The sequence below is a fragment of the Paenibacillus riograndensis SBR5 genome (genome assembly GCF_000981585.1).
GTDB lineage: Bacteria > Bacillota > Bacilli > Paenibacillales > Paenibacillaceae > Paenibacillus_AQ > Paenibacillus_AQ riograndensis.
In genome coordinates this window covers 6,642,077-6,667,165 of record NZ_LN831776.1, presented here as the reverse complement: position 1 = coordinate 6,667,165, position 25,089 = coordinate 6,642,077, and the positions used below count along the sequence as shown (strand labels likewise).

At 51.6% G+C, this 25,089-nt stretch carries 17 protein-coding genes; 11 read left to right on the top strand and 6 right to left on the bottom strand.

The features are described 5' to 3' along the window. The first annotated feature begins 19 nt into the window (after positions 1 to 19). The 6 genes from PRIO_RS28215 (at position 20) to PRIO_RS28185 (ending at position 7,846) form a co-directional block, all read left to right on the top strand. Positions 20 to 268 (top strand): hypothetical protein, encoded by a 249-nt coding sequence (locus PRIO_RS28215; protein WP_046505691.1) that lies wholly within the window; start codon positions 20 to 22, stop codon positions 266 to 268. A 192-nt stretch (positions 269 to 460) separates the two neighbouring features. After that, the gene (locus tag PRIO_RS28210) at positions 461 to 1,858 is read left to right on the top strand and encodes a helix-turn-helix transcriptional regulator (protein ID WP_046505688.1); all 1,398 of its coding nucleotides are present in this window, start codon (positions 461 to 463) and stop codon (positions 1,856 to 1,858) included. 1,222 nt (positions 1,859 to 3,080) lie between these two features. Then, complete coding sequence (locus PRIO_RS28200) at positions 3,081 to 4,637, top strand: extracellular solute-binding protein (protein WP_020425767.1); 1,557 nt, start codon at positions 3,081 to 3,083, stop codon at positions 4,635 to 4,637. 147 nt (positions 4,638 to 4,784) lie between these two features. Continuing rightward, the gene (locus tag PRIO_RS28195) at positions 4,785 to 5,753 is read left to right on the top strand and encodes an ABC transporter permease (RefSeq protein WP_020425768.1); all 969 of its coding nucleotides are present in this window, start codon (positions 4,785 to 4,787) and stop codon (positions 5,751 to 5,753) included. Positions 5,754 to 5,775: 22 nt separating this feature from the next. Further along, entirely contained in the window at positions 5,776 to 6,651 is an 876-nt protein-coding gene (locus PRIO_RS28190; protein ID WP_020425769.1) for a carbohydrate ABC transporter permease, read from the top strand. A gap of 88 nt (positions 6,652 to 6,739) precedes the next feature. Continuing rightward, positions 6,740 to 7,846: a glycoside hydrolase family 88/105 protein gene (locus tag PRIO_RS28185; RefSeq protein WP_082118148.1), complete on the top strand. Its 1,107-nt coding sequence runs from the start codon at positions 6,740 to 6,742 to the stop codon at positions 7,844 to 7,846. 372 nt (positions 7,847 to 8,218) lie between these two features. Here PRIO_RS28185 and PRIO_RS28180 read toward each other — a convergent pair whose 3' ends face one another. The 4 genes from PRIO_RS28180 to PRIO_RS28165 form a co-directional block, all read right to left on the bottom strand. Beyond that, entirely contained in the window at positions 8,219 to 9,226 is a 1,008-nt protein-coding gene (locus PRIO_RS28180) for a FecCD family ABC transporter permease (protein WP_020425771.1), read from the bottom strand. Then, a complete protein-coding gene (locus tag PRIO_RS28175; RefSeq protein ID WP_407944473.1) occupies positions 9,223 to 10,239 on the bottom strand; it encodes a FecCD family ABC transporter permease in 1,017 nt (338 codons plus the stop codon). The genes PRIO_RS28180 and PRIO_RS28175 overlap by 4 nt, the downstream gene beginning before the upstream one ends. After that, positions 10,239 to 11,207, bottom strand: a complete 969-nt coding sequence (locus tag PRIO_RS28170; protein WP_020425773.1) for an iron-hydroxamate ABC transporter substrate-binding protein — start codon at positions 11,205 to 11,207, stop codon at positions 10,239 to 10,241. Before PRIO_RS28170 ends, PRIO_RS28175 begins: the two co-directional genes overlap by 1 nt. Positions 11,208 to 11,370: 163 nt before the next feature. After that, positions 11,371 to 13,023, bottom strand: coding sequence for an AraC family transcriptional regulator (locus PRIO_RS28165; protein ID WP_020425774.1), 1,653 nt, complete (start codon positions 13,021 to 13,023; stop codon positions 11,371 to 11,373). A 251-nt stretch (positions 13,024 to 13,274) separates the two neighbouring features. Between PRIO_RS28165 and PRIO_RS28160 the strand changes: the two genes are divergently transcribed. Continuing rightward, positions 13,275 to 14,285 (top strand): ketoacyl-ACP synthase III, encoded by a 1,011-nt coding sequence (locus PRIO_RS28160; RefSeq protein WP_020425775.1) that lies wholly within the window; start codon positions 13,275 to 13,277, stop codon positions 14,283 to 14,285. A gap of 559 nt (positions 14,286 to 14,844) precedes the next feature. Here PRIO_RS28160 and PRIO_RS28150 read toward each other — a convergent pair. Further along, positions 14,845 to 15,867, bottom strand: a complete 1,023-nt coding sequence (locus PRIO_RS28150; RefSeq protein WP_020425777.1) for a LacI family DNA-binding transcriptional regulator — start codon at positions 15,865 to 15,867, stop codon at positions 14,845 to 14,847. Positions 15,868 to 16,099: 232 nt separating this feature from the next. Here PRIO_RS28150 and PRIO_RS34170 point away from each other — a divergent pair, with 232 nt between their 5' ends. Then, the gene (locus PRIO_RS34170) at positions 16,100 to 21,142 is read left to right on the top strand and encodes a carbohydrate binding domain-containing protein (RefSeq protein WP_020425778.1); all 5,043 of its coding nucleotides are present in this window, start codon (positions 16,100 to 16,102) and stop codon (positions 21,140 to 21,142) included. Between the two features lie 99 nt (positions 21,143 to 21,241). Here PRIO_RS34170 and PRIO_RS28140 read toward each other — a convergent pair whose 3' ends face one another. Next, positions 21,242 to 21,799 (bottom strand): GbsR/MarR family transcriptional regulator, encoded by a 558-nt coding sequence (locus PRIO_RS28140; RefSeq protein ID WP_020425779.1) that lies wholly within the window; start codon positions 21,797 to 21,799, stop codon positions 21,242 to 21,244. A 258-nt stretch (positions 21,800 to 22,057) separates the two neighbouring features. Between PRIO_RS28140 and PRIO_RS28135 the strand changes: the two genes are divergently transcribed. The 3 genes from PRIO_RS28135 to PRIO_RS28125 are packed head-to-tail and all read left to right on the top strand — an operon-like array spanning position 22,058 to position 24,970. Continuing rightward, positions 22,058 to 23,257: a quaternary amine ABC transporter ATP-binding protein gene (locus PRIO_RS28135; protein WP_020425780.1), complete on the top strand. Its 1,200-nt coding sequence runs from the start codon at positions 22,058 to 22,060 to the stop codon at positions 23,255 to 23,257. After that, positions 23,254 to 24,087: an ABC transporter permease gene (locus PRIO_RS28130; RefSeq protein ID WP_020425781.1), complete on the top strand. Its 834-nt coding sequence runs from the start codon at positions 23,254 to 23,256 to the stop codon at positions 24,085 to 24,087. The genes PRIO_RS28135 and PRIO_RS28130 overlap by 4 nt, the downstream gene beginning before the upstream one ends. 13 nt (positions 24,088 to 24,100) lie before the next feature. After that, entirely contained in the window at positions 24,101 to 24,970 is an 870-nt protein-coding gene (locus PRIO_RS28125) for a glycine betaine ABC transporter substrate-binding protein (protein ID WP_020425782.1), read from the top strand. The last annotated feature ends 119 nt before the right edge of the window (positions 24,971 to 25,089 follow it).

The window sequence follows — 25,089 nt, the reverse complement described above, 5'->3', positions numbered from 1 at the left end:
GAATGAAGGAGTGGAGATTATGAAACGTATGCTGGATGATCAAATATCTGATACTAGGCATCGGCCAGCCTCTTCTTCAGATTATGATTCGTTAAAAGCTATTGCAGTAATCCAGAGGAGAAGACGCCGTAATCCAAATTGGGTTGCTGGTGAAAGTTCCATTACAACTGAAACGATTAAATCTGACTACAAACAACTTGATGCTTTTCTGGAAGTAGCAAGTACGAACGAAAAAGTTGAAGCCCCAGTTAAGACAATTCATTCCTAAACGAATTTCCCTAAACCCACCACATTTTCATGCGGTGGTTTTTTTCTGCTTTTCTCTCTGCACCTGCCCTAAATATAGAAAAATATTCATATTTATGGCTTGTATGCGTTATTGACCGCTGTTATATTTTATGTAGTGATGAAAGGGAATATATTCAAATTATTGGTTTTAAGTGTGAAAGGTGGTTACGACTTGGAACCTATACCTGCGATATTGGCAGAGCTCGAAAATTATTTGAAGCGAGAAGCCATTACGAAAACACAGTTTGCAGAACGTTCAGGCATTCATTCAGGTACGCTCAGCAATATGATTCGTGGACGCCGTCCCATCGCGATACAGCAGCTGGACCGGATTACCCAAGCGATGGGGCAGGACGAGGGATTTTTTTATAACTTATACATAGACAATTACATCATCGATAGTTCCCGGGACTGGCGCAGGATTGGCCCATTGCTGCAACGTTGTGCTGACTTAAATAAGCTGGATTGTATTCAGCGAATTGTTCAACATGTAATGGACAATCTGATGTATTCACCCATGCTTTTTGACACGGCCGAGGCATTATTTGCAAAAGACCGGTTGGCCGCAGCGGCGCTATTATACGAATGTGTGGCGGAGAGTGAACGGTCGCAGCATTCGGAACGTCTGGCGTTTTGCCAGTACCGTTTGTTTACTATTGCTCTTGGTGATAACCAGAGTGAAAATCTTAGGGCTGCTGATCGGTTTGAGCCTTTTGTAGAGCGTCTGGATGAAGTGGATCAACTGGACGCGCTCAAAGAGCTCGCGAATACATACCGTTCTTTGCAACGTTGGGACAAAGTGGATGAGTTGGCAACCAAAATGGGCCATAAAGCCAGAATTCAATATGATCTGCAGTATGGGCCTCATCGAAAATCTAATGAACCGCACAAGGCTCCCGGCAGACCCTTGTTTTTCTATATCGCCTACAGCGACTTGCTGCGTGGTAATGTATGTGATGAGCTTGGTGATTACGGGCAGGCCCTGGCTCATAAATATGCTTATGCTGATTTAGGCTGGGTGAAAGAGCAAGGGGAAGCGGTCGATTACTGGAAAGCTCTTTTTATGGAGTGGTCAGAGGCCAACGTGTATATCACAAGACTTTTGAGTGGTGATTCAACAGTGATTGAACCTTACGCAAACTATATCGATATCAAAAAAGGTGAGCTAACGATTGGACTTTTATACATATTGAAAGCCGCTAATAAATATCAATTCAATGTAGACGACATCTTGTATCGGTTTAGACAGGATATAGAAACTAATTTTAATGAGCTAACCCAGGGAAGATATTCTCGAAAGCTGGCTTTGGATCGCCAGGCAAATCTAACGTTTGAATTAGCTCATTATTTCTTGTATAAAAAGAATTATTCTAATGGATTCAGATTTCTATTAGATGCTTTAAAGAATTTCAAGCAAATCAATAATGAAAAGTATACACTGGAATGTGTGACCCTGTTCGAGCGATTTAGAAAGGCTGCCACTCAGGAAATAAAAGACCGATATCAATTATTACTTTTGGGAGGCTCTTCTTATGAAGAAAAAGATTCTTGTACTCTTAACCCTCATTAGCTTACTTGTTGGACTCATAGGCTTAGTCACGAATACATCAGATTATTTTGTGGTAACGCCATTTAATCATGGTGAAGGGTGATATTTTTTCTAAGAGTTCCTCTATGATTTAATATTATTTGGAAAATGCAGATCAGGAAATCCAAATCCAATTCCAACAAACATTACTTCTATATAAATTGAACTTGAAAATATTACAAATAAGGGAGAAGTGGCGGAGGAGAAGTTTGGAACTGGAGGAGCGGTAGCGTCCGCCTTTGTCTGCGGATTTCAACCGTTAATAACGGTATACAATCAAGAAATCTGTAGACAACAGCGGCCGGAAGTCCAAACATTCTCTGGAGTCACGACCCATCCCAAAATAGAAAAATCACAAGTTCAGTTTATATAGGAGGCGGATCTTATGAAGAAAAAAGCAGTCATATTTCTAACTGTTATTAGTGTTCTTTTAGGACCTATTATTTTAGTACCCGGAATACCAAATCCCCCCGTTATTACACTATACACACACGGAGATGGCTGATGCGATGAATACGGACAGGAGAAGCGTTATTTGATCCAAAAAGCTAATCTTTGAAGCCAAACGGACAGAGAAGCCGTTAATAGCTCCTTTGACCGTCATTTTGAGTTAAAAAGAATGAAATAAGGGCTTCTGAGTCCGGATGGACGTGAAAAGCTGCCTTTTTGGCAAAATAGCGCCTCATGTGTCCGTATAGCATTACGGACTTGCTGCACAATTTGCTTTGCACGACTTGCTGCACAACTTGCAATCTTCAACGTTCAATCGTTTTTCAGTTCTGATCGGCTACGCATAAGCTTGCCCTTAACCCCACCGCACATTCATGCGGTGGGGTTTTTCTGCTCTCCCTCCCTGCATTGAGCTGAACTACACCCAAGGGAGGTGGGAGTGACGGAGGGGAAGTTTGGAACTGGAAGAGCGGTAGCGTCCGCCTTTGTCACCGGATTTCAACCGCAGAAGGCGGTTCAAATCAAGAATTTCTTACGACAACAGCGGCTGGAAGTCCAAACATTCCCCGCAGTCACGCCCAAGCCACCTCCCGAGACACTTGTTCTGTTCCAATGCCCCGTTATCACGATAATCATTTCCCCAGAACGCCCGCAGCCAGGCCTTTTGTGAGTAAATGATTGTATTCGTAACCCCCCCGGACGCTGTAATGTAGGGCTTGTAACCAATTACAAGTTAAACGGAGGTCAAATCGGCATGAACAAAAAATCCTTCACCCTGCTCCTGTCTGCGCTGCTCACATTCAGCATGTTGACAGCGTGTTCAGGCAACAACAACAACAAGAACAACGAAGCTGCCCCAAGCAATGCGGGAACGAGCGGCGGAACGGACGCCGCAACAGCGGCACCGGAGCCGGAGAAACCGACAGAGATCAAGATTATGCTGCCGCTGAATACGACAGAGACTCCACCGGATACGATCAAAACCGAAGTGGAGAAGCTGACCAACACGAAGCTGACCTATCAGTTTTACCCGGCAGATACGTATGAAGAGAAGCTGAACTCTTCGTTCGCCACCGGCTCCCTGCCGCAGGTCACTTACCTGAAAAATCAGACGACTTTTATTCAAATGAAGGAATCGATGAAGGACGGGCAGTTCTGGGAGATCGGGCCGCTGTTAAGCGAATTCCCCAATCTCAATAAGCTGAAGCCGGAAATCCTGAATAATACCAAGGTGGACGGCAAGCTGTATACCTTGTACATTGGACGGCCGCTGGCGCGCCAGGGCATCATTTACCGCAAGGACTGGGCCGACAAGCTGGGGCTGCAGCCGCCTGCGAATGTGGATGAGCTGTTCGCTATGGCCAAAGCGTTCACGGAGCAGGACCCGGACGGCAACGGCAAAAAAGACACGACAGGTATTGTAGACCGCAACGAGCTGGTGTACGGCGCATTCAAAACCGTATCCTCCTGGTTCGGCACTCCGAACAGCTGGGGAGAGAAGGATGGCCAATTGGCGCCTGAATTTGAATTCCCGCAATACTACGATACTATGGATTTCTTCAAAAAAGCCCGCGATGCCGGTTACATGAACCAGGACTTCGCAGCTACCAGTAAAACGGATGCCGTTAACATGTTCGTCAGCGGCAAGGCCGGAATGTACATTGGCGGCTCCATGCAGGATATCGATACCCTCAACAAGGATCTGGTCAAAAACTACCCGAATGCCGTGCTCGATACGCACAGTATGGTTGCCGGTCCGGACGGCAAATTTGCGCAATGGATGATTCCGGGCTACAACAATGTGGTGCTGTTCCCGAAATCTGCGGTTAAGGACGAGGCTGAGCTGAAGAAAATCCTTGCATTTTTTGACAAAATGATGACTCCGGAGGTGGCTAATCTGATGTACTGGGGGATCGAAGGCACCCACTATACGGTGGTAGACGGCAAAGCCAAACCTGCGGATGACAAAGAGCTGATCGAACGCGAAGTCAAAGGCTTCAAGGACAGTGTGATCGGTGAAGCGGAGACTAATGGCATGTACCAAAGCCTGAACGTGCTGCCGGGCAGAATCCATGCGGAGGAATTGCTGCTGGAGAATGTCAAGGTGGGTGTAGCTGATCCCACGGCTGCGCTGGATTCGGCCACCTATACTTCCAAAGGCGTAGAGCTGCAGCAGATCATTTCGGATGCCACCTATAAATATATCTATGGGCAAATTGACAAGGCCGGATTCGAAAAAGAAGTGCAGGCCTGGAAGGAGCGCGGCGGCCAGAAAATTATTGAAGAATACAATGCCGTGTACAAGAAATAGGCAGCACCCTTGTGAGTGACTGATGCCATTGAAGCTGAAAAGGCTGCTAACAACGGATATAAAGCGGCCTTTTCAGATTATAACATACTACTGTTGGGGGCGCGCCGGCAGTCAGGTAGCCATTAAGAAGCAGAAAGGAAGAGTATTATGCAGGAAGTCTCCGCTCAGCCTGGTGTGGTTCCCGAGCTGAAGCCCAAGAGCTACAAGAGCAGCAGCGAGCTTAAGAAACGTCTGTGGAGAAACAAATTGCTCTACGTCATGCTGCTGCCGGGTGTGCTGTATTTTGTGATTTTTAAATATTTGCCTATGTATGGATTGATTATTTCGTTTCAGGATTACAAGCCTTACCAGGGGATAACAGGAAGTGAATGGGTGGGGATGGAGCATTTCCAGCGGCTGTTCACAGAGCCGGATTTCCTGAATATCTTGGGGAACACCTTGATATTGTTCGGCATGAACATTTTATTTTACTTTCCGATTCCGATTATTCTGGCTTTGATGCTGAATGAGCTGAGAGGCACCTTTTTCAAAAGAACCTTTCAGACGCTTATCTATCTGCCCCATTTCATGTCCTGGGTGATCGTCGTTTCGATTTCTTTTGTGATGACGACGATGGACGGCGGGATTATCAACGAGCTGCTGTCCTATTTCGGGTTCGAAAAGATTAATTTTCTGCTGAGTCCCGGCTGGTTCAGGCCGATGTACATTATTCAGATCATCTGGCGCGAGGCGGGCTGGGGAACGATTATTTATCTGGCTTCAATTGCGGCCATCGACCCCGGACTCTATGAAGCTGCACGCATGGACGGTGCCGGGCGGCTGAGACAAATCTGGCATATTACCCTTCCGGCGATCCGTGGCGTCATTGTTACCCTGCTTATTCTGAAAATCGGTTCCGTGCTCGATCTTGGATTTGAACATGTGTATCTGCTGCTTAACTCCATGAATCGCGAGGTCGCGGAAATTATTGATACGTATGTATACACGGCAGGGCTTAGACAAGGCCACTTCAGCTACAGTACAGCTATTGGATTCTTCAAGTCGATCATTGGGCTCGTTATGGTCATGTCGGTTAACAAATTGTCCAAGAAAATGGGCGAAGAAGGCGTTTATTGAGAACCAGCGGGAGGAATTTGAAATGGTAGAAGATCGTACGATCGGCGGCAGACTTTTTGCTGCTGTAAACTTTACCCTGCTTGCCATTATTACACTCATTACCGTGCTGCCGTTTATCCATGTGGTAGCCGGCTCATTCACGACCAGTGCGGAGCTTGCGGCCAACAAATTTGTGCTGTTCCCAAAGGTGTGGAGCTTTGAGGCCTACACCTTTATTTTCTCGACCAATACGATCATCAAATCCATGGGTGTCTCTATTGGAGTGACGCTCGTCGGCACGCTGTTCAGTATGTTAATTACTGCCCTGATGGCATATGGTCTGTCCAGAAGGGATCTGGACGGCCGCAATGTGTTCAATTTTCTCGTAGTATTCACCATGCTGTTCCATGGCGGGATGATTCCCACCTTCCTGGTGGTGAAGGAGCTGGGCCTGATCGACTCGTATGCAGCTCTCATTCTGCCGTCGGCCATCAGCGCGTTCAACATGATTATCCTGAAGAACTTTTTTCAGAATATCCCTGAAGGACTCGAAGAATCGGCCAAAATCGACGGCTGCAACGACTTCGGCATCCTGTTCCGGATTGTGCTGCCGCTCTCTTTGCCGGCGATTGCGACCATTTCCCTGTTCTATGCGGTGACTTACTGGAACACTTACATGAGTGCGATTCTGTATCTGGATGACAGCGCGAAATGGCCGATTCAAGTTCTGCTGAGACAAATTGTCGTGCTCGCGAGCGGCATGGATTACAGCGCCTCACTGGATGCGACCAATCCGCCGCCGGATCAGACGATCAAGATGGCCGTTATCGTGGTAGCGACGCTGCCGATTCTGATGATCTATCCGTTCCTGCAGAAGCATTTTGCCAAGGGGGCCATGCTGGGATCGATGAAGGGGTAAGAGTGAGTTGGAGAATAAAAAAGCAGAAGTGCAGAGGGGAGGTTTGGGACTGCAGGAACGTTACTTATACAGTAGGAGGGGTATGGAGATGATAGGCAGTCTGCCGGCTACACCGATAGAATGGGCGAAACAGGCCTGTGATTCTTTAATGGATACTTACACAGCGGGAGAGCTGCCTCCAGCCCACCGCTGGCATTATCATCAGGGTGTGTTTTTGTGCGGTATGGAAATATTATGGGAAGCCGTCCGGGAGGAACGTTATATCGAATATATTCAGCAGTATGTCGATGATCTGGTGGATGAGAACGGCAATTTATATTTTGCCCGCGACGAGCTGGATGCGATTCAGGCCGGACTGCTGCTGTTCACGCTGCATAAGCGGACGGGTAAGGAGAAGTACCGGATTGCTGCCGATAAGCTGCGCAGTCTACTGCTAACGCTGAACCGGACTTCGGAAGGCGGATACTGGCACAAGGATAAATACCCGAACCAAATGTGGCTGGATGGGCTCTATATGGCCGGGGTGTTCTCCTTAAAATATGCCAATACCTACGGTGAAACCAGCCTGCGTGAAACGGTGCTGCATCAGGAGCGGCTGATGCGGAGGCATATGAAGGATGAGGCTACCGGTCTCCTGTACCACGCTTGGGATGAGAGCAAGCGGATGCCCTGGGCCAATCCCCGGACCGGCTGCTCGCCGGAGTTCTGGAGCCGGTCGCTGGGCTGGTACGGGCTGGCCGTCTCGCAGTTTCTCGACCTGCTCCCGGCCGGGGACCCGGGCAGGGCAGAGCTTGCCGCCGAGCTGAGCGGCTTCGTTGAAGCGCTGATCCGGTATCAGGACAGGGAGAGCGGGCTGTGGTACCAGGTGGTCGACAAAGGCGACCAGCCGGATAACTGGCTGGAGACTTCAGGCTCTTGCCTGTTCGTCTATACGATTGCCAAGGCTGTGAAGCATGGCATCGCCCCACCGGGAGCACTGGCTGCCGCCCGCAAGGGATATGAAGGCTTGATCCGGGTGCTGCAGCAGGATGAACAGGGCAGGCTGATTCTGCCTGACATCTGCATCGGCACCTCGGCAGGCGACTATGAGAACTACGTCACCCGCCCGAAGGTCAGCAACGACCTGCACGGCGTTGGCGCATTAGTCATGGCCTGCGTGGAGATGCAGTCTTTGTATGACGAGGCTGCGGGCTGAGTGGGAGGCGTTAGGGGATCAGTCCGCTGGGCGTCGCTGTTAGCCGGCGGGAAGTGGGCGAAACAACGGTAGAAGTGCTGTTGTTTGGGCACGGAGAATGGCGGAAAGGTGGAGTTCTTCCAAGCCGGAAGAACTGGCTGGGCCGGTTGCTGTGGAGCCGGTAACAGTTAAGGTGACTCCAACTCTTGGAATAGCAGGGCTGGATACAGTAGAATCCACCCGTTTATTGGCTGCCGTTGAAGTTTTTTTCGCTTTAAGTTCTAAACGCAGCTGGTTTTGCCGGAATGTTTGCTCAAGAACCAAAGGGATGACTCGGCAGCTAACCGCGGCCAACGGATCATCCCTTTGTTGTGTCAATTCCCCCTGCACAAGCTACTTCCTAAGCAATAAATAGGCGAAATAAGGCACGCCGATCAAAGATACCATGATGCCTGCAGGGATGCCGTCAGGGTCTGCGATATTGCGGCCGACAGTGTCCGCGATCAGAAGCAGCCAGCCGCCGAGCAATATGGCAACGGGGATAAACATTTGATTGCGGGGGCCAACCAGTGATTTGGCAATATGCGGAGCCATCAGCCCGATAAAGGCAATTCCGCCTGTGACGGATACCGCGGCTGCAGCGGAGGCAACTGCGGCCAGAATCAGGACGATGCGCTCACGCTCCAGATTGAGACCTACGCCAACGGCCGACACCTCATTCAGGCTGAGCAGGTTGAGCTGCGAGGACTTGAACAGGGTAAAGGGAATCAGCAGGACCAGCCAGGGCAGCAGCGCCCAAATAAAGGGATAATCCGTCCCCCAGATATTACCCGCAATCCATTTTGCGATAAAGTCCACCTTAGCGCGTTCCGCCGAAGAAATAATCACGATCATTACTCCCGACAGCGCCAGGGAAAATCCAACCCCGACCAGCACCATCCGAATGGGATCAAGCCCCCGGGTCCGGCTGTAAGAAAATAGATAGATGAGCGTTGCCGTCATTATTGCCCCTATAAAAGCGGCCAGCGGCAGCGCATAAATGAATGATCCGGTGCTAACCGGGAAGTACAGGAAAAAAACAGCCACAGCCACACCTGCGCCGGAATTGATGCCAATAATGCCAGGGTCCGCCAAATCGTTGCGGGTAACGCTTTGCAGAATCGATCCGGATAACGCAAGGGACATTCCTGACAGCAGCGTAATCAGAATCCGCGGCAATCTTACGGAGAAGAGAACAAAATCTTCTTTAAAGGTTCCATGGCCGAACAGCACGGGAAGCAGCCGGTCGAAAGACAAAGAAGAGTATCCCAGCCCCATACCGGCAATAGCTGTCAGTACAATCAGCACGGAACAGAGCAGCAGGATCAGACGTTGTTTACGAACAGGAGCGGATGAAGTCATGAGAGTGCTTTGCCTCCTTTGCGCACAACGAACAAGAAGAAGGGCAATCCCAGCATAGCCACTACGGCGACTACCGGCGTCTCATAAGGTGCGTTGATTGTACGTCCGAGCGTATCCGCAAGAAGCATGAACGTCGCACCAATGAAGACCGAAACCGGCAGGATATAGCGGTAATCGGTGCCGACGATTTTGCGGACAATATGCGGGATCATCAGCCCCACGAAAGCCATGTCCCCGATCAGGGCAACCGATGCCCCTGTCAGCAGGATGATGAGAAGGAACAAAATTACTTTGATCAAAACGAGTCTTTGTCCTAAACCGATAGCTACCTCGTCACTCAGGCTGAGAATGGTTAACTGGCCCGAAAGAAGCAGTGCCGCCAGAATTCCAATGAGAATTACCGGGGCTATGGTCTGGAGCTGTCCCCAGGTTGTGCCGATCAATCCGCCTGCGGTCCACATGGATACATCCTTGGATATTTTGAAGGCAATGCTGACGCCGCTTGCGATGGCATACAAAAATGCAGACACGGCTGCACCGGCAAGCACGATCCGGATCGGGGACAGTCCGCCTTGGCGTGCGGAGCCAAGAATAAGAACCAGAGCTGCTCCGAGCGCAGCGCCCAAGAAGCATGCGATCATGGTTGCAAAATAGTTCAGCCCCGGGAGGAATACGAACGTGAGCGCCAGTGCCATATTGGCGCCGGAGGTCAAGCCCAGCAGGCCCGGATCAGCCAGCGGATTGCGCGTAACCCCCTGCATGATAGCGCCGGATACCGCAAAAGCGGCACCGATCAGCACAGCGGCCAGCTCCCGCGGCAGCCGGAGCTCACGCAGAATGAGAACGTTGTCTGCAAGAGAACCTGAAGCAACGGCAAGCCACAGGTCATGCAGCGTGGTTTCTTTGGCTCCGAATATCATTGCGATTAGGAAGCTGAGGACCATGGCCAGCATGCTGCCAAGCAACTTATACAAGAAAGGAATGGATGCTTGCTTCGTCTTCATCATTCGCATTATTTGCCGAGAAAACTATGCTCGAAGAATTCGAGCTGGTACTCCAGGCTCAGAGGATCGTTGAAGTAGAAGGCTTTTGCATCGGCCTCGAAGACATGATTATTCTGGACGGCAGGAATACTTTTATAGATATCTGTATTTTGGAAGGAGTTGTCTTCCTCAGCATTTTTACTGAAAATGACGTAATCTCCAAGATAGTCCTTCAAGACTTCCGTCGATACGGCTAAGTAACCGTCTGTCTTTGTTCCTTCCTTCACTTTTTCCGGCATGCCTAGTTTGAAGGCCCCATAGAGAAGTTCGGTGCCGCGGCCAAAGTTATATCCGTACACATATAATTGCTTGTTGAATGTCTCAATGACCGAGACGGTTGCCTCTTTGCCGATTTTTGCTCTAATTTCCTCTCCGGCTTTTTCGGTGCGGGCTTTAAAGTCATCAACCCAAGCCTGGGCTTCTTTTTCTTTATTCAGCAATTTGCCGACTTGCAGCTGCAGGGTTAAGTAATCAACTTTATTATAAGTATAGGTGACTGTTGGCGCGATTTGCTTGAATTTATCGATGTTTTTAATATCGGAGAGCCCGATAATGAGATCCGGCTGCAGCTCAATGATTTTCTCCAGACTCTCATCGCTGACTGCCTCTACATCCTTCAGCTTCTCTTCAAATCGCGGATTGGTTTTGGACATTTCGTCAACGCCGACTACAGGCACGCCCAGTGCCATAACGTTACCGGTTAAAAAACGGGTGAGTACAACAACGCGCTGAGGGTTCTTGGGAACCTCAACCGGCCCATTTTCAGATTCGTAAGTAAAGGTAGACCCCTCCGGCTCCGAAGAAGAGGCAGTAGATGAGTTGTTGGCTGAATTGCCGGCAGGACTGCTGGAGGGGCCGGGCACCTTCGCCTGATTTCCTCCACAGGCACTGAGTACAATCCCCAGGATAAGTACAAACGGAATAAATATCTTTTTCATAAACTTATGCTCTCCCCTTTGTGATGACAATGTTTCCATGAACAATTCTGAATCTTTAGCCGGGGCTTAAGACTGATTATGAGAATCATTCGCATTTGTAATCATTATAGGGATCACTTCTATGCCTAACCATACCTTTTTGTTAGGGAAAAGACTTGGACTATTATTTGCTGTCGAACAAAGCTACAGCGCGTCCCAATTGCAGACGAATTGAAACCGGGTTATAAGGCACCCATTCATCCCGTTCAAGCCAATGGACGTTCTTCCGTTGCACGGCAGGAAGCCGTTTCCAATGAGGGGACCGGAAGACTGCTTCAGTATGCGCTGTGGAGCCTTTGGCGTCTGGAAATACAACGACAAGCAATCGGTCTCCTGCATACTCTGCCAGCTCTGAAATATCAATGGGAAACGAATGAAACTGGTCACCCAGCTTCTTCATCTCCGCTTCTATCAAGGCCGGTGCTCTCAGCCCCAGCGATTGGTATATCACACAGCCAACATTCCTGGACCCATAAACCAGCAGCCCGTCGGGTTTAATCACCAGAATGGTTATGATTTCCTTCCCTCCTGTGCTTTGCTGCACTATTGCACGGGCTTCCGCCTCCTCCTTTTCAAAATCAGCCAGCCACTGCTCAGCCCGTTCACTTCGCTGAATGGCCTGGCCGATCAGGCGCAAGTGGTCCTTCCAGCCCATCTCCATCCAGGGAATCTCAACAATAGGGGCCACAGCCCGCAGTTCCCCGGGACTCAGCCGCAATTGGTCCAGATGTTGCCGGGCAGCAATAATCAATTCAATGTTGGCTTCAAGCAGGGCTGATCTCATCTGCGCAGCAGAGCTATTGGTATTAATAAATTTCATTGGTTTCGGTGGTTCCTGTCCAGAAAGATTCAAATACTCGCTGCTCTCCGAAATCGTAACCGCAGGTTCCAGTCCAAGCAACAGCAAATGGCTGGCATACGGGGTGAGCAGCACGGCTACATGCCGGATGGGTTTGCGGTTATAGCCCGACGGAGAGGTGCCTGTCTCCTGCTTGAAGCGCCGGCTGAGATAAAATTCATCCTTGTAGCCTACCTTCAGAGCTATTTCCCTAAGCGTACCCGAACTGTTAAGCAAAAGCTCTTTGGCCCGGTGTACCCGCAGCCGCGACAGATATTCATTCAGAGTAAAGCCTGTGAGCTGCTTGAATAGCGTCGAATAATGCGAGCGGCTTACACCTGCAATCGCGGCCAAGTGCTCACGTGTTATTTTTTCGCTGAAGTGATTCTCCAGGTAGGTGATGCTTCGTTCCATGGATGGCTGTCCACTGGCTATATATCTGGCTTCCTGCTGTTCCAGCAATTGCAGAAGAATCTGGTGGAACAGCAACTGATTCTGTACATGACGCGTTTCGCGGTCCGGCAACCGGTGGAGGTATAACTCTTTCACATCGGATACAATGGCAGGTTCATAAGGAAACAACAGCAGCTTTGAGTCTGAGGCAATTCCGCTTTTTTGCATCATCGTCCCGGCAGGCATAACCCGTGTCTGTTCAAGGAACCGGATGGAGAGCTTATAGGCATGAAGGGGCTGCCGGGGATTTGTAGTCAATGTGGCGTAAGTATTTGCGGGGAGAAGGACAATGCCTCCTTCCATAAGTTCATAATGCTGATTATTTACCTCTAAGCTGCCTTTGCCGGCGGCGATAGCAATCAGTACGGTTTGATTCTCATGAATCTGAACACTGGGCAGATTTGAGGTTCCATACATCGACTGAATACCATCAAAGGTATATAATGGAAAATGGGATTCAGCCCATTCCGGGACAAGAGTATTCAATACAACAGCCTCCATTGCTTTAAAGGTGTGAGGTCTTTTTTAGAGAGCTATGATTCAATGAATTTCATGTATTATTCAGTTTATATTACTAATTATAATGCCTGATGCCCTTCCAAGATAGGCAGGTGTAATAATGGGATCAAGTCTTTATGCAAAGCTGGCTTATTTAAATTCTTTTGCAATACAGGGTGCTGGAAGTTATAATTAGTACCAAGTACTAATAGCAGATACTAAATTATGGGGTGATACTCTTGAAAGGTGCCAAAATTACCGCAATCGGAGCTTATGTACCGGCCCGGAGACTTACGAACAGCGATCTGGAGCAGATGGTGGATACCAATGATGAATGGATTGTCCAGCGGACCGGAATCCGTGAACGCCGGATCAGCCGCGAGGATGAATATACCAGTGATTTGTGTGCAGCCGCTGTGCTGGATCTGATGAAGCGTTATGGCAAAAGCATGCACGATGTCGATATGATTCTCGTCGCCACCAGCACACCGGACTTCCCCTTTCCTTCGGTTGCGTCCATTCTGCAGAACCGTCTCGGTATTCCCGCTACCGCCGGAGCCATAGACATGAGTGCTGCCTGCGCCGGGTTTGTCTATGCGCTGCATACGGCACATGCCTATGTCGCTTCCGGTCTGCACCGCAAGGTACTGGTGCTTGGCGCGGATGCCTTGTCCAAAATTACGGATTATACCGACCGGAGCACCTGCATTCTGTTTGGCGACGGGGCGGGGGCAGTGCTGGTCGAGAGTGGTGAACAACTGGACGGCTTTGCCGGATTTCATCTGGGCAGCGACGGCAGCGGGGCGCATCATGTATACCGCACAGGCCTGTCGCACCGTGTGAATGAGGTTGAGCTATCAGATACGGGCAAGCTGGTGCAAAATGGCCGCGAAGTGTTCCGCTGGGCGGTACGGACTGTGCCGCAGGGTGTGCAGCAGGTGCTGAACAACGCCGGAATCGGCTTGGACCAGGTGGACTGGTTCATTCCCCACAGCGCTAATCTGCGGATGATTGAGCCGATTTGTGAACGGCTGAATTATCCTTTTGAGCAGGCCTTATACAGCCTTGAGTATTTCGGCAACACTTCTGCCGCAAGTATTCCGCTGGCTCTGGACTTAGGTGTACGCGAAGGCAAAGTTGTGAACGGCCAGCAGATTCTGCTCTATGGCTTCGGTGCCGGGCTGACGCAGGCCGGTCAGCTGGTGAAGCTGGAGCTGGCTCCCGAGGTCTCGCCGCCTACTCCGCTATAACCGAAAAATGACGCCCAAAACCAGAAAAACAGCGCCTTGAACCCTTCCATCAAATAGGCGATTATATTATCGAAAGTATTTCGATTAGTATTAGCTGTTAGTGAAAGTAAAGTTTCGTTGGAGAGGGGGATGCTGCATAAAGGTGAATTGGGTAAGTGCAGGTAAGTAAAATATTCCTTGAAATTAACTATCCGGGCCCCTTCTTCTGGTGTAATTGCACTTTGTACAATAAAAATTGCTCAAAATGGGGGGGAGATTCGCTTCAACTGCACTTTGTGCAGTTGAAAATCAAGAATTCCTCCTTTTTTGGGCAATAGGCACTTTCTAATTGCACAAAGTGCAGCAGAATCGCAATTTGGCTGATCTTGGCCCGTTTCTGTTGTACAAAATGCAATTGGCCGGCTGCGTCTGGAGCTGCTGCTATGAAACGCATGATGAAGGTACTTCCGTTGTAGCTGGTATCCTAGCTGCTGCGCTTGCAACGCCCGTCAGGATTTCCGGTTGCTGGAGCGGCCGGATTGAATCTGACAATTAAATTTTACCTTAAGCCACCTCCAGGTTAGCCAGTCAACTTGCTCCCGCAGGATTCGCGGACGATCAGTGCCGGTTCGACGACAAAAGAGCCGCCGTCCGATTGGTTGTTAATGAGGTCGTAGAGCATATGTGCTGCGAGGACACCGAGGCGCTCTTTGTTCTGGCGGATTGTGGTCAGTGTGGGGCTGGTGTATTTGCAGGCTTCGATGTCATCGCAGCCGATGATGGCAACATCCTCCGGGATGCGCAGGCCCTGCTCCTTCAAGGCGCGGATTGCGCCGAGGGCAAGCAGGTCTGAGGCGGCGAAGACCGCTTGCGGCATACTGCCGCTCTCCAGCAACCGGCGCATAGCCGTATAGCCGCTGGATTCGAAGAAATCATCCCCATGTACGAACCAGTTACGGTTCAGCGTCAGTCCAAAGCTTTCAACTGCCTTGACGAACCCGGCCTCCCGCTGATTGGAAATGTCCGAGTCGGCTGTGCTGCCGATAAAACCAAGCTCTCTGTGGCCCAGCAGATAGAAATGCTCCACCACCTTGGAGGCGATCTGAACATTGTCCGACATCACGTATCCGGATTTTTTGCCCCGCAGCTCCAGGTCTACGCCGATGCAGGGAATGCTGCTCATATCGAGGTCGCGGATCGCCGGCTCCATTTTTTGCCCGGAGATGATGACACAGCCGTCAACATTAAAATGCAGACAACGGGAGTAATAATCCCCGCTGCTGATGAATTTCTCGTTGGAAAAGAAGATCAGATCGTAGCCCAGCACACCCATCTGCTTCTTGAAGGCATTCAGCACTTCAACAAAAAAAGGGTGCGTAAACTCTACATTCAGCTCGCCGGCAAAAATCACCCCGATCAGGCTGGACTTTTTGGTGGCCAGTGTCTTGGCGGAGTTGGAGGGGGAATATCCGGTCTGTTCGATAATTTCCATGACCCGTTTTTTTGTTTTTTCGGAAACATCGCTGTAATTGTTTATGATTTTCGAAACTGTGGAGACGGAGACTCCCGCCATTTCTGCGATTTTTTTGATATTCAGTTGCATGGAAATCCACCCTCCGCTATTCAGTGCACTTAGTCCAAAAAGACGGCCACACCGCGCTTATTCATGAATTTAAGTCTATTCAACTTGCCGGAGCAAGTCAAACGGTTTTGCAGGATTGCTGCGGTAATCGGGGGGTGTGGAGATGGGCTAAGGTATGTTGGCGTAAATATTACCGAAACCGCTTTCGTTATATCAGGAAAGAACCATAGGATTTCGAGGAGGAATGAACAGAATGAAAAAAAAGGCATCCGCTCTGCTTACGGTCATGGCTCTGCTCTCAGGATTGCTGTCCCCGCTGGGCGGCGGACATATTGCCGGGGCTGCTTCAGGCCAGTCTGTCAAGGCTGCGGATTCAGCTGTCCAGACAGGCAGCGTAACGGCAGCAGAGGGCAAGTCTTCCGGTTACAATGGGTTGAAAGCGTTTACCGATGTTCCGGCGGATAGTTGGGCAGCCCGTGCCGTGCAGCGCTGGATTGAAAATGGAATTGTCGCAGGCTATGGAGACGGCTCATTCCGGCCGGATGCTCCGGTGTCGAAGGCGGAGTTTGCCGTAATTATTAACCGTATTTTTAACTATAGCGCGAAGTCGGCTACCCTCCCTGACGATGTGCCTGCGGCCGCATGGTTCAGCAGTGAGATTGCCAAAGGCATTGCCGCAGGTTACTTAATCGCAAGCAAAGACGGCCGCATTGAAGCGTCTGCTCCGTTGACGCGTGCGGAGACGGCTGTGGCTTTGCAGAAGATTTTTCGGCTGGACACCGGGGGGCAAGCGGCTTACAGCGATCTGGCCGGAACAGACCATGAGGTTAGGGATGCAGCGGCAGCACTTTCGGGTGCGGGGTATGTAAAAGGCTATCCTGACGGCTCATTCAAGCCGCAAGGGCGGATTACCCGCGCAGAGCTCGCCCAAACGCTAGACCGGATGGTGCCGGGTCTGGTGCGCTCTGCAGGGGAGGTCACCCTTGGTAAGGTACAAGGGAACGTGGTGCTGAATCATGCCGGTATCACACTAAAGGATACTGTAGTTGAGGGCAATCTGTATCTCTCGGAGGGGATTGGAGAGGGCAAAATAATACTTGAAGGAGTAAAAGTTACGGGCACGACGTTCATTCTCGGCGGCGGAGAGCAGGGCGTGGGCCTCCAGAACAGTGTGATTGGCAGAGTCCAGGCGGGCAAGCCGGATGGAGATATCCGTATGTATGCCAGCGGGACAACCTCGGTGGGAACGGTGCTGCTGAATTCAGGCGCCACGCTGGAAGAGACCGGGTTGACCGGTACGGGCTTCACAGATGTGGAAATCTCAGCCGCTGTAAAAGCAGCAGTGCTAAAAGGAAGCTTCGCCGCTGTATCCACAGCTTCATCCGCCACAGGCAGCGTTAAGCTGACGCTCTCCGGCAAGGTCGGCAAGCTTACCCTGGGCAGTCCTGGCCAGGTTGTGCTTGCAGATCATGCGCAGGTCGCGGAGCTGCTGCTTACCGCGGCTGCCAAGGGCACGGCCCTTCAGGGCAGCGGCAGCTTCGGCGCCGTCGTGAACAACGCCGAAGGCGTCACCGTCAGCGGCGTTCCGCTGAAGCCGGGCAGCAGCGGGCCGGTGGCTGTACCGCCGGCCGCTACCCAGGCTCCGGCCGGCGGCTCCGGCACGTCCCCGACGGCGACGCCGACCGCAACGGCCACAGTGACGCCGACGGCCTCGGCCACGCCGAGAGCCACGGCCACGCCAACGGCCACAGCGACGCCAACCGCCACAGCAACGCCAACGTCTCCGGCTGATCCCTGGACGCTGGTGTGGAACGATGAGTTCAATGACGGTACCATTGACCCGGCGAAGTGGACGTATGACCTGGGCGATGGCACGGCCGTCGGGAATCCGGGCTGGGGCAACAATGAGCTGGAATGGTACACGAATGAGGAGAAGAATGTGAAGGAAGCGGACGGGAAGCTGATCATTACCGCCCGCAAAGAGGCGCAGGGCGGCAAGGAATACACCTCCTCGCGGATCAAAACCAAGGATTTGTTCAGCAAGAAGTATGGAAAATTCGAAATCCGGGCCAAAGCGCCTGCGGGCAAAGGCTATTGGCCAGCCATCTGGATGCTGCCTGAAGATTATGTCTACGGTTCATGGGCGGCATCCGGGGAAATTGACATTATGGAAGGCTGGGGCAGCCGTCCGGGTACAGTCGCAGGCACAATCCATTACGGTTCCCAGTGGCCGGATAATGTGTATTCCGGCAAGGAATATGTGCTGCCAGGCAACTCCACCATTGAACAGTTCCACACCTATTCCCTGGAATGGGAGCCTGGAGAGCTTCGCTGGTATGTTGACGGTGTACTGTACTCAACTAAAAATGACTGGTACAGCCTGAGCAATGGACAGCCGGCGAACAATGCTTATCCGGCACCGTTCAACCAGGAGTTCCATCTGCTGATGAATCTGGCGGTCGGCGGTAATTTTGACGGCAATCCGACGGCGGAGACCGTGTTCCCGCAATCGATGGAAATCGATTACGTCAGAGTCTATGAGCTGACAGGGCGGCCTTACCGCCAGCCGGTGCCGGTTACTCTTACGAAGGAGCCTTATCTTGAAGGTTCACTGCCGCCGCTTGCGGACGGCAACCTGATCTACAATAACGGTTTCACCGAGCACAAGGAAGGCGACACCGGAATGGGCATCCCGAATACGGCGCATTGGGTGCTGTATAAGGAATCCGGTGCGGATGCGGCGGTATCACTGGAACCAATCAGCGGACGGAATTACCTCAAGGTGAATATCAGCAGCCCTGGGGGGAACTCGTACTCCATCCAGCCGCAGGCCATTGTATCGCTGGCTAAGGGGAGATTTTACAAGCTGAGCTTCGATGCGAAGACAGACCATTCGCGGAATATCGGCGTCCGGCTCACGGGCGGAGAATCCCGCGGGTATCAGGCCTATTCTCCGACGCTCAAGGCGGAATTGACCTCAACACTGAAGCATTACGAAACGATGTTCCAGATGAAGGAGAACCCGGACATTGCGGCCCGGGTGGAATTCAACTTGGGCACGAATGCTTCGCCGGTGTGGCTCGGGAATGCACGGCTCGAAGAGATCGACAGCATTCCGTTTGACCATGACAGCGCCAAAACGCCGCTGGGCAGCGGCAACCATCTCTATAACGGCACCTTTGATCTGGGTGAGCCGGACCGGCTCAGCTACTGGCATGCCGAAGCCACCGGAGGTGCAGCGGTCAGCCCAAGCGTTGACGCTGCCGGCCGGTTAAATCTGCAGATCAGCGGGACTGGCGGCGATGGTGCGGATGTCCGTCTGCTGCAGAATGGAATATTCCTGGTTCAGGGCCAGGATTACAAGCTTGCCTTTGACGTTGAGGTCCCGTCACCACGCACGGCGATAATTGAGCTGCAAGGCAGGGACGGTACCGTCTACGCTTCAGAAACGGTCCTGCTGAAGGCAGGAGCCCAGAAGGTGGAGGCGGTATTCCCCGATCTCGCCGGAGCAAGTGACACGCTGGGCCGGTTTGTGCTCCATCTCGGCAATGCAGCGGGGATCGTCCAGTTGGATAACTTCCTGCTGCTGCGCACCAGCTTCTACTATGACCCTTCGCTGGTCTATTATCCGCTGGTGAACGGGGATTTCAGCTTTGGCTTCAATAGCTGGGAGCGGCTGCTGACAGAGCAGGGCGGCGCGGCCACCGCTGCGGTTACAGAGGGAGCAGCCACCTTCAACATTGCCAATACCGGCAATCAGCCCTATTCGGTAATGCTGTTCCAGAATGGGCTGAAGGTTGCCGGCGGCACCGACTATGTTATCGAATTCGACGCGAGTTCAAGTGTTGCCCGCAGAATCAGCGTCAATGCGGAGAATGCTTCGTATCAGCCTTCTTTTACACAGATCATTAAGATCACACCGGAAACCAACCATTACAGATTCGAATTCCGGCAAGGTGTGAATGATACCTTGGCGCTGAAGTTCCTGCTGGGCAAGGTTGACGGTGTGAGTATACCCCAGGCGCATGAGCTGGTGATCGACAATGTGAGGTTTGAGATCAAGAATGCCCCGGCCAAACCGCAGGAGCTGCTCGGCGACAGTACGAATAACCGGGTATCGCAGCCGGTAGAACTGACATTCACCGAGAATGCAGCGTGGCGCAGCAGCATCACAGCCGTGAAGGTCAACGGCACAGCACTTGCCGAAGGGCAATATACCGTCCAAGCGGGTAAAATCACGATAGAACCAGCCGCTTTCCCTGCTGAAGGCAGCTACATGATCACTGTGGAAGCTGAAGGATATGTCAGCGCCACGGTAACTCAAACCATTCTGGCCAATGACAACAATCTGGTCGTCAACGGTTCGTTCGTTAGCGGTACAACGGGCTGGTCCACCTGGTCCGGGGAAGGCGGCGTGTCATCTTTTAACGTGAATGAAGGTGTGGCGGAGATTAGAATTGACGTTGCCGGTACGGCGGCCTGGCACACGCAGTTTTACCAGGAGGGCATCCCGCTGGAGGCTGGAAAGACGTATGAGCTGAGCTTCAAAGCCAAATCGACCGTTCCAAGGCAGATTATCGTGGAGTACAGCGGCACCTCGGCCGCAGCGGCGCAGGCGAAGTTCGAGGTTACCGCGACCTGGGCGACCTACAGTGCCCGGTTTACCGTGGATAACAGTAACCCGCTGAAGCTGAATTATCTGATCGGTGCGGCGATGGGAGAAGACAAGACAGCGAATGGAATCCCGCATACACTCTCTTTTGACGACATTAGGGTGACGGAGGTGGAAGGCGGGGGCGGCACGCCAGTGGAACCGGCCAGCGGTAAGCTGGATAATGGAACCTTCGATCCGGCAAAGGGCTTAACAGGCTGGACGCAATATTTTGACGGGACTGGTTCAGCCGCCGCGCAGGACGGAGAACTGGCCGTGGCACTGACAGGTACGGGAACGGCCAACTATAGCGCACAGGTGGATTATGCCAATCTGAAGCTTGTACAGGGCAAAACGTATACGCTGGCTTTTGCAGCCCGCTCCGATGTGGACCGTCTGATTGAAGTAGCTGTGGAGCATAAGGGCGGGGACTACACCAAATATTTACCGGCAAAAGCAGTAGCGCTGACGGGCAGCATGAACACTTACAGCTATACCTTCACCATGGACAGCGGGACGGATGCGGGAGCACATCTTGTTTTCCTTCTGGGTCTGGTTGCGGGCAACAGCGAGGGCACGAACAGCGCAATTCAGGCAGGCAATCATATTTACATTGATAACGTGAGCCTGACTGAAGCTCCGTAAGAGCGCAGCACTCCATAACAACAAACAGCCGAAGTCCTTGGTTAAGGATCTCGGCTGTTTCTTTTTTTGTGCAATAGGATACCCCGGGTGCAGTAAGCTCTAGGATTCTTTAGGAATCAGTTCGAAGATTTTGCCGGTTTCCAGTGCTTCAATCAGCTTCAGGAGCCAGCGGTAATATTTAATCGCTTCCTCAATTTTGACTTCATCAGTATTGAGCAGCTGTTCCACTCCCGGTTCATCCGCATAGTCGCTTTTCATTTGTCTGATTTCGTTCAGTGATTTGCTCAGCGCCGACATATTTCCTTCAACGGCTTTTCTCCATTTAATAGAGAAGTAATCACTGAAGTTCTGATGCCAATCGGGAACTACCTCGAACAAGTCCTTCCGGGTGCCTTTTCCCCATACCTTATCAATCATCTTCAGATCCAGCAGGGTGCGCACTCCTGTACTCATGGAAGTTTTGCTCATTCCCATAGTCCGGCTAAGCTCGTCCAGCGTTACAGGACCCTGATTGAAGTACATATAACCGTATAAATGCCCAATGGACAGTGTTATTCCGTACAAATCCATATTTTTGCCGATGGAATCGATGACGCGCTCCCGGGCTTTGCTAATTCTCTCAACTTGTTCGGGCGCAAGCCCTACTAAATCATTCATAAAGGTCCCTCCTGAGGTGTAGGCTAATGACTGCAAACCTCTATTGTGTATTGTAATCAAATCCCTGTGTATAAGTAAAGAATTCATCTGGAACGGGATTTGCCGTTAAACGGAGTATTCTTTACATAAAGTACGTAAAGTTAAAACTGTACACTAATTTTTAAGCGTATATGAACTTTGCGTCGCATTTCACATGTCCGTTACACTAGTTTGAGTGAAGCAAGACGAAAATTTGCTATACGGAAGAAGGAGGTCACCATGGCAATTATTGAGGTGAAGCAGCTTACCAAGGTATTTGGTCATGATGCGGTACGGGCTCTTCCATTACTTGCGCAAGGATGGTCTAAAGAGAAAATTGCCCGGGAAGCCAAGCTGACGGTTGGAGTCAACAGGGCGGACTTCCGCATCGAAGAAGGAGAAATCTTTGTCATTATGGGGTTGTCGGGAAGCGGCAAGTCCACTCTGGTCCGGTTATTGAACCGTTTGATAGAGCCTACGGGGGGACAGGTGCTTTTTAGAGACAAGGATGTCGTCAAAATGAATCCTGAACAACTCCGCCAGTTCCGCCGCAAAAATATCGGAATGGTATTCCAGAAGTTTGCGCTGTTCCCGCACCGCACGGTGCTGGCCAATGCCGAATATGGCCTTGAAGTGCAGGGGGTGGAGAAAAAAGAAAGAACCCGGCTCGCCATGCAGGCTTTGGAGCTCGTAGGCCTTAAAGGCTGGGAGCATCACCATCCCGATCAGCTCAGCGGTGGGATGCAGCAGCGGGTGGGCCTGGCCCGCGGACTTGCCAATGATCCGGATATTCTGCTGATGGATGAGGCTTTCAGTGCGCTGGACCCGCTGATCCGCAAAGACATGCAGCAGGAGCTGCTGGAACTGCAGTCCAAAATGAAAAAGACGATTGTATTCATCACACATGATCTGGATGAGGCCCTGCGCATTGGCGACCGGATCGCTTTGATGAAGGATGGCGTGATTGTGCAGATCGGTACGCCGGAAGAGATTCTGATCCAGCCTGCCAACAAATATGTGGAGCGTTTTGTCGAGGATGTCGATCTGTCCAAGGTGCTGACCGCAGCACATGTGATGCGCCAGCCGGAAATGATCCGGCCGGAGCGCGGACCGCGCGTTGCGCTGCAATTGATGCGGGACAGCGGCGTCTCCAGCCTGTATGTGGCCGATAAAGAAATGAAGCTGCAGGGAGTGGTTACGGCAGAGGATGCGGCGCAGGCGCTCAAGGAGAACCGGCCGATTCTCGAAGTCATGCGCAGAGAGATTCCCCGTGTATCACCGGATACGCTGCTGAATGATCTGTTTGAACTCATGTCCGAGACGCATCTGCCTGTTGCAGTTGTGGATGAAGCGGACAAACTGAAGGGCATTGTTATCAAAGGGGCCGTTCTGTCTGCCCTGGCGGGCAATGCGGTTCCGGAAGGGGAGGGAATGCGATGAATATTCCTAAGCTGCCGCTAGGCAAAGCAGTGGAATGGCTGGAGAACTGGTTAACCACCTACCTGGGGCCGTTCTTCGACTTCATTCATGCCGTTATCGGCGGAATGGTGAACGGTATCGAAACGGCCCTCACTGTTCTTCCAGCCCTTGTGCTGATTCTGATTATAACCGCTTTGGCCTATTGGATCGGCAAGTGGCGTATGGCGCTTTTCGCGCTCGCCGGGCTGCTGCTGATTGACAATCTGGGTCTATGGGGGCCATCGATGCAGTCACTGGCGCTTGTATTGACGGCCTCGGTGCTGGCAGTGCTGATTGGCGTTCCGCTTGGGGTGCTTTGTGCGCAGAGCAACGGGGTCCAGAATACAGTGACACCGGTTCTGGACTTTATGCAGACCATGCCGGCATTTGTCTATCTGCTGCCCGCCGTGTCTTTCTTTTCACTCGGGGTCGTTCCGGGTGTCATTGCTTCTATTATTTTTGCTATTCCGCCTACCATCCGCCTGACCAATCTGGGTATCCGCCAGGTATCTCCGGAGCTGGTGGAAGCGGCAGATGCATTCGGCTCCACTTCGGGCCAGAAGCTGTTCAAGCTGCAGCTGCCGATTGCCCTGCCGACGATCATGGCCGGCATTAACCAGACGATTATGCTCTCCCTGTCCATGGTCGTCATCTCATCGATGATCGGGGCTCAGGGCGTTGGCGCCTATGTATACCGGGCAGTGTCGCAAGCCAAGACCGGCGCGGGCTTTGAAGCGGGGATCGCAATTGTCATTATCGCGATCCTGTTGGACCGCCTGACTCAGAAACTGGTGAAACCAAAAAAAGGATAGGAGTGTTATTGATATGAAGAAAAAAACCTGGGGAATACTAATGCTGATTTTGCTCGTAGCGGTAGCCGCCGGATGTTCATCCAGTTCATCCAAGGCTAAAACGGTGAAGCTGGCCTATGTGGCCTGGGATTCTGAAATTGCCAGCACTAATGTGGTCAAAGAGGTGCTTGAATCGAAGCTCGGTGCTTCGGTAGAAATGCTTCAGGTGGATGCCGGTCCGATGTGGGCCGGGATTGCTGACGGCAGTGCCGATGCCATGGTAGCCGCCTGGCTGCCGAGCACACATGCTTCTTACCTGGAGAAGTACGGACAGGATATGGAGGATCTGGGGGCCAATCTTGAAGGGACCAAGACCGGGCTTGCCGTTCCTGCCTATATGGATATCAAATCCATTGAGGATCTGAAGAATGCCGGTGTGGCAAAGTCCCTGAACAACCAAATTATCGGAATAGAGCCGGGCGCCGGCATCATGACTGCCAGCCAAAAGGCAATTGATGCCTATGGCCTCAGCGATTACACCCTGCTGGAGAGCTCTTCGGCGGCGATGGCACAGGAGCTGCAAAAGGCTTATACGGACAATAAACCGATTGTCGTTACCGGGTGGACACCGCACTGGATGTTTGCCAATATGGATCTGAAGTATCTGGATGATCCGAAAGGCGTCTATGGCGGGGCCGAGCAGATACACACCATGGTTCGCAAAGGCCTGAAGGAGGATATGCCGGATGTCTACCGTTTCCTGGATCAATTCCAGTGGACGCCGGAGGATATGGCGCAGGTAATGGGCGAAATCCAAGGCGGCAAATCTCCTGAAGATGCAGCGAAAGCCTGGGTTTCGGAGCATGAGGATCAAGTGAATACCTGGATCGCCGGAATCGAATAATCATTCAGCGTGGGCTGCAGAGTTTTGCAGCAGCTGAAAATGTGTGCTATGATGAGGGAACATTAGGCTACAATTCTGTAACCTGTACGCTGGTTATCATGTTCCTTACATTACACATC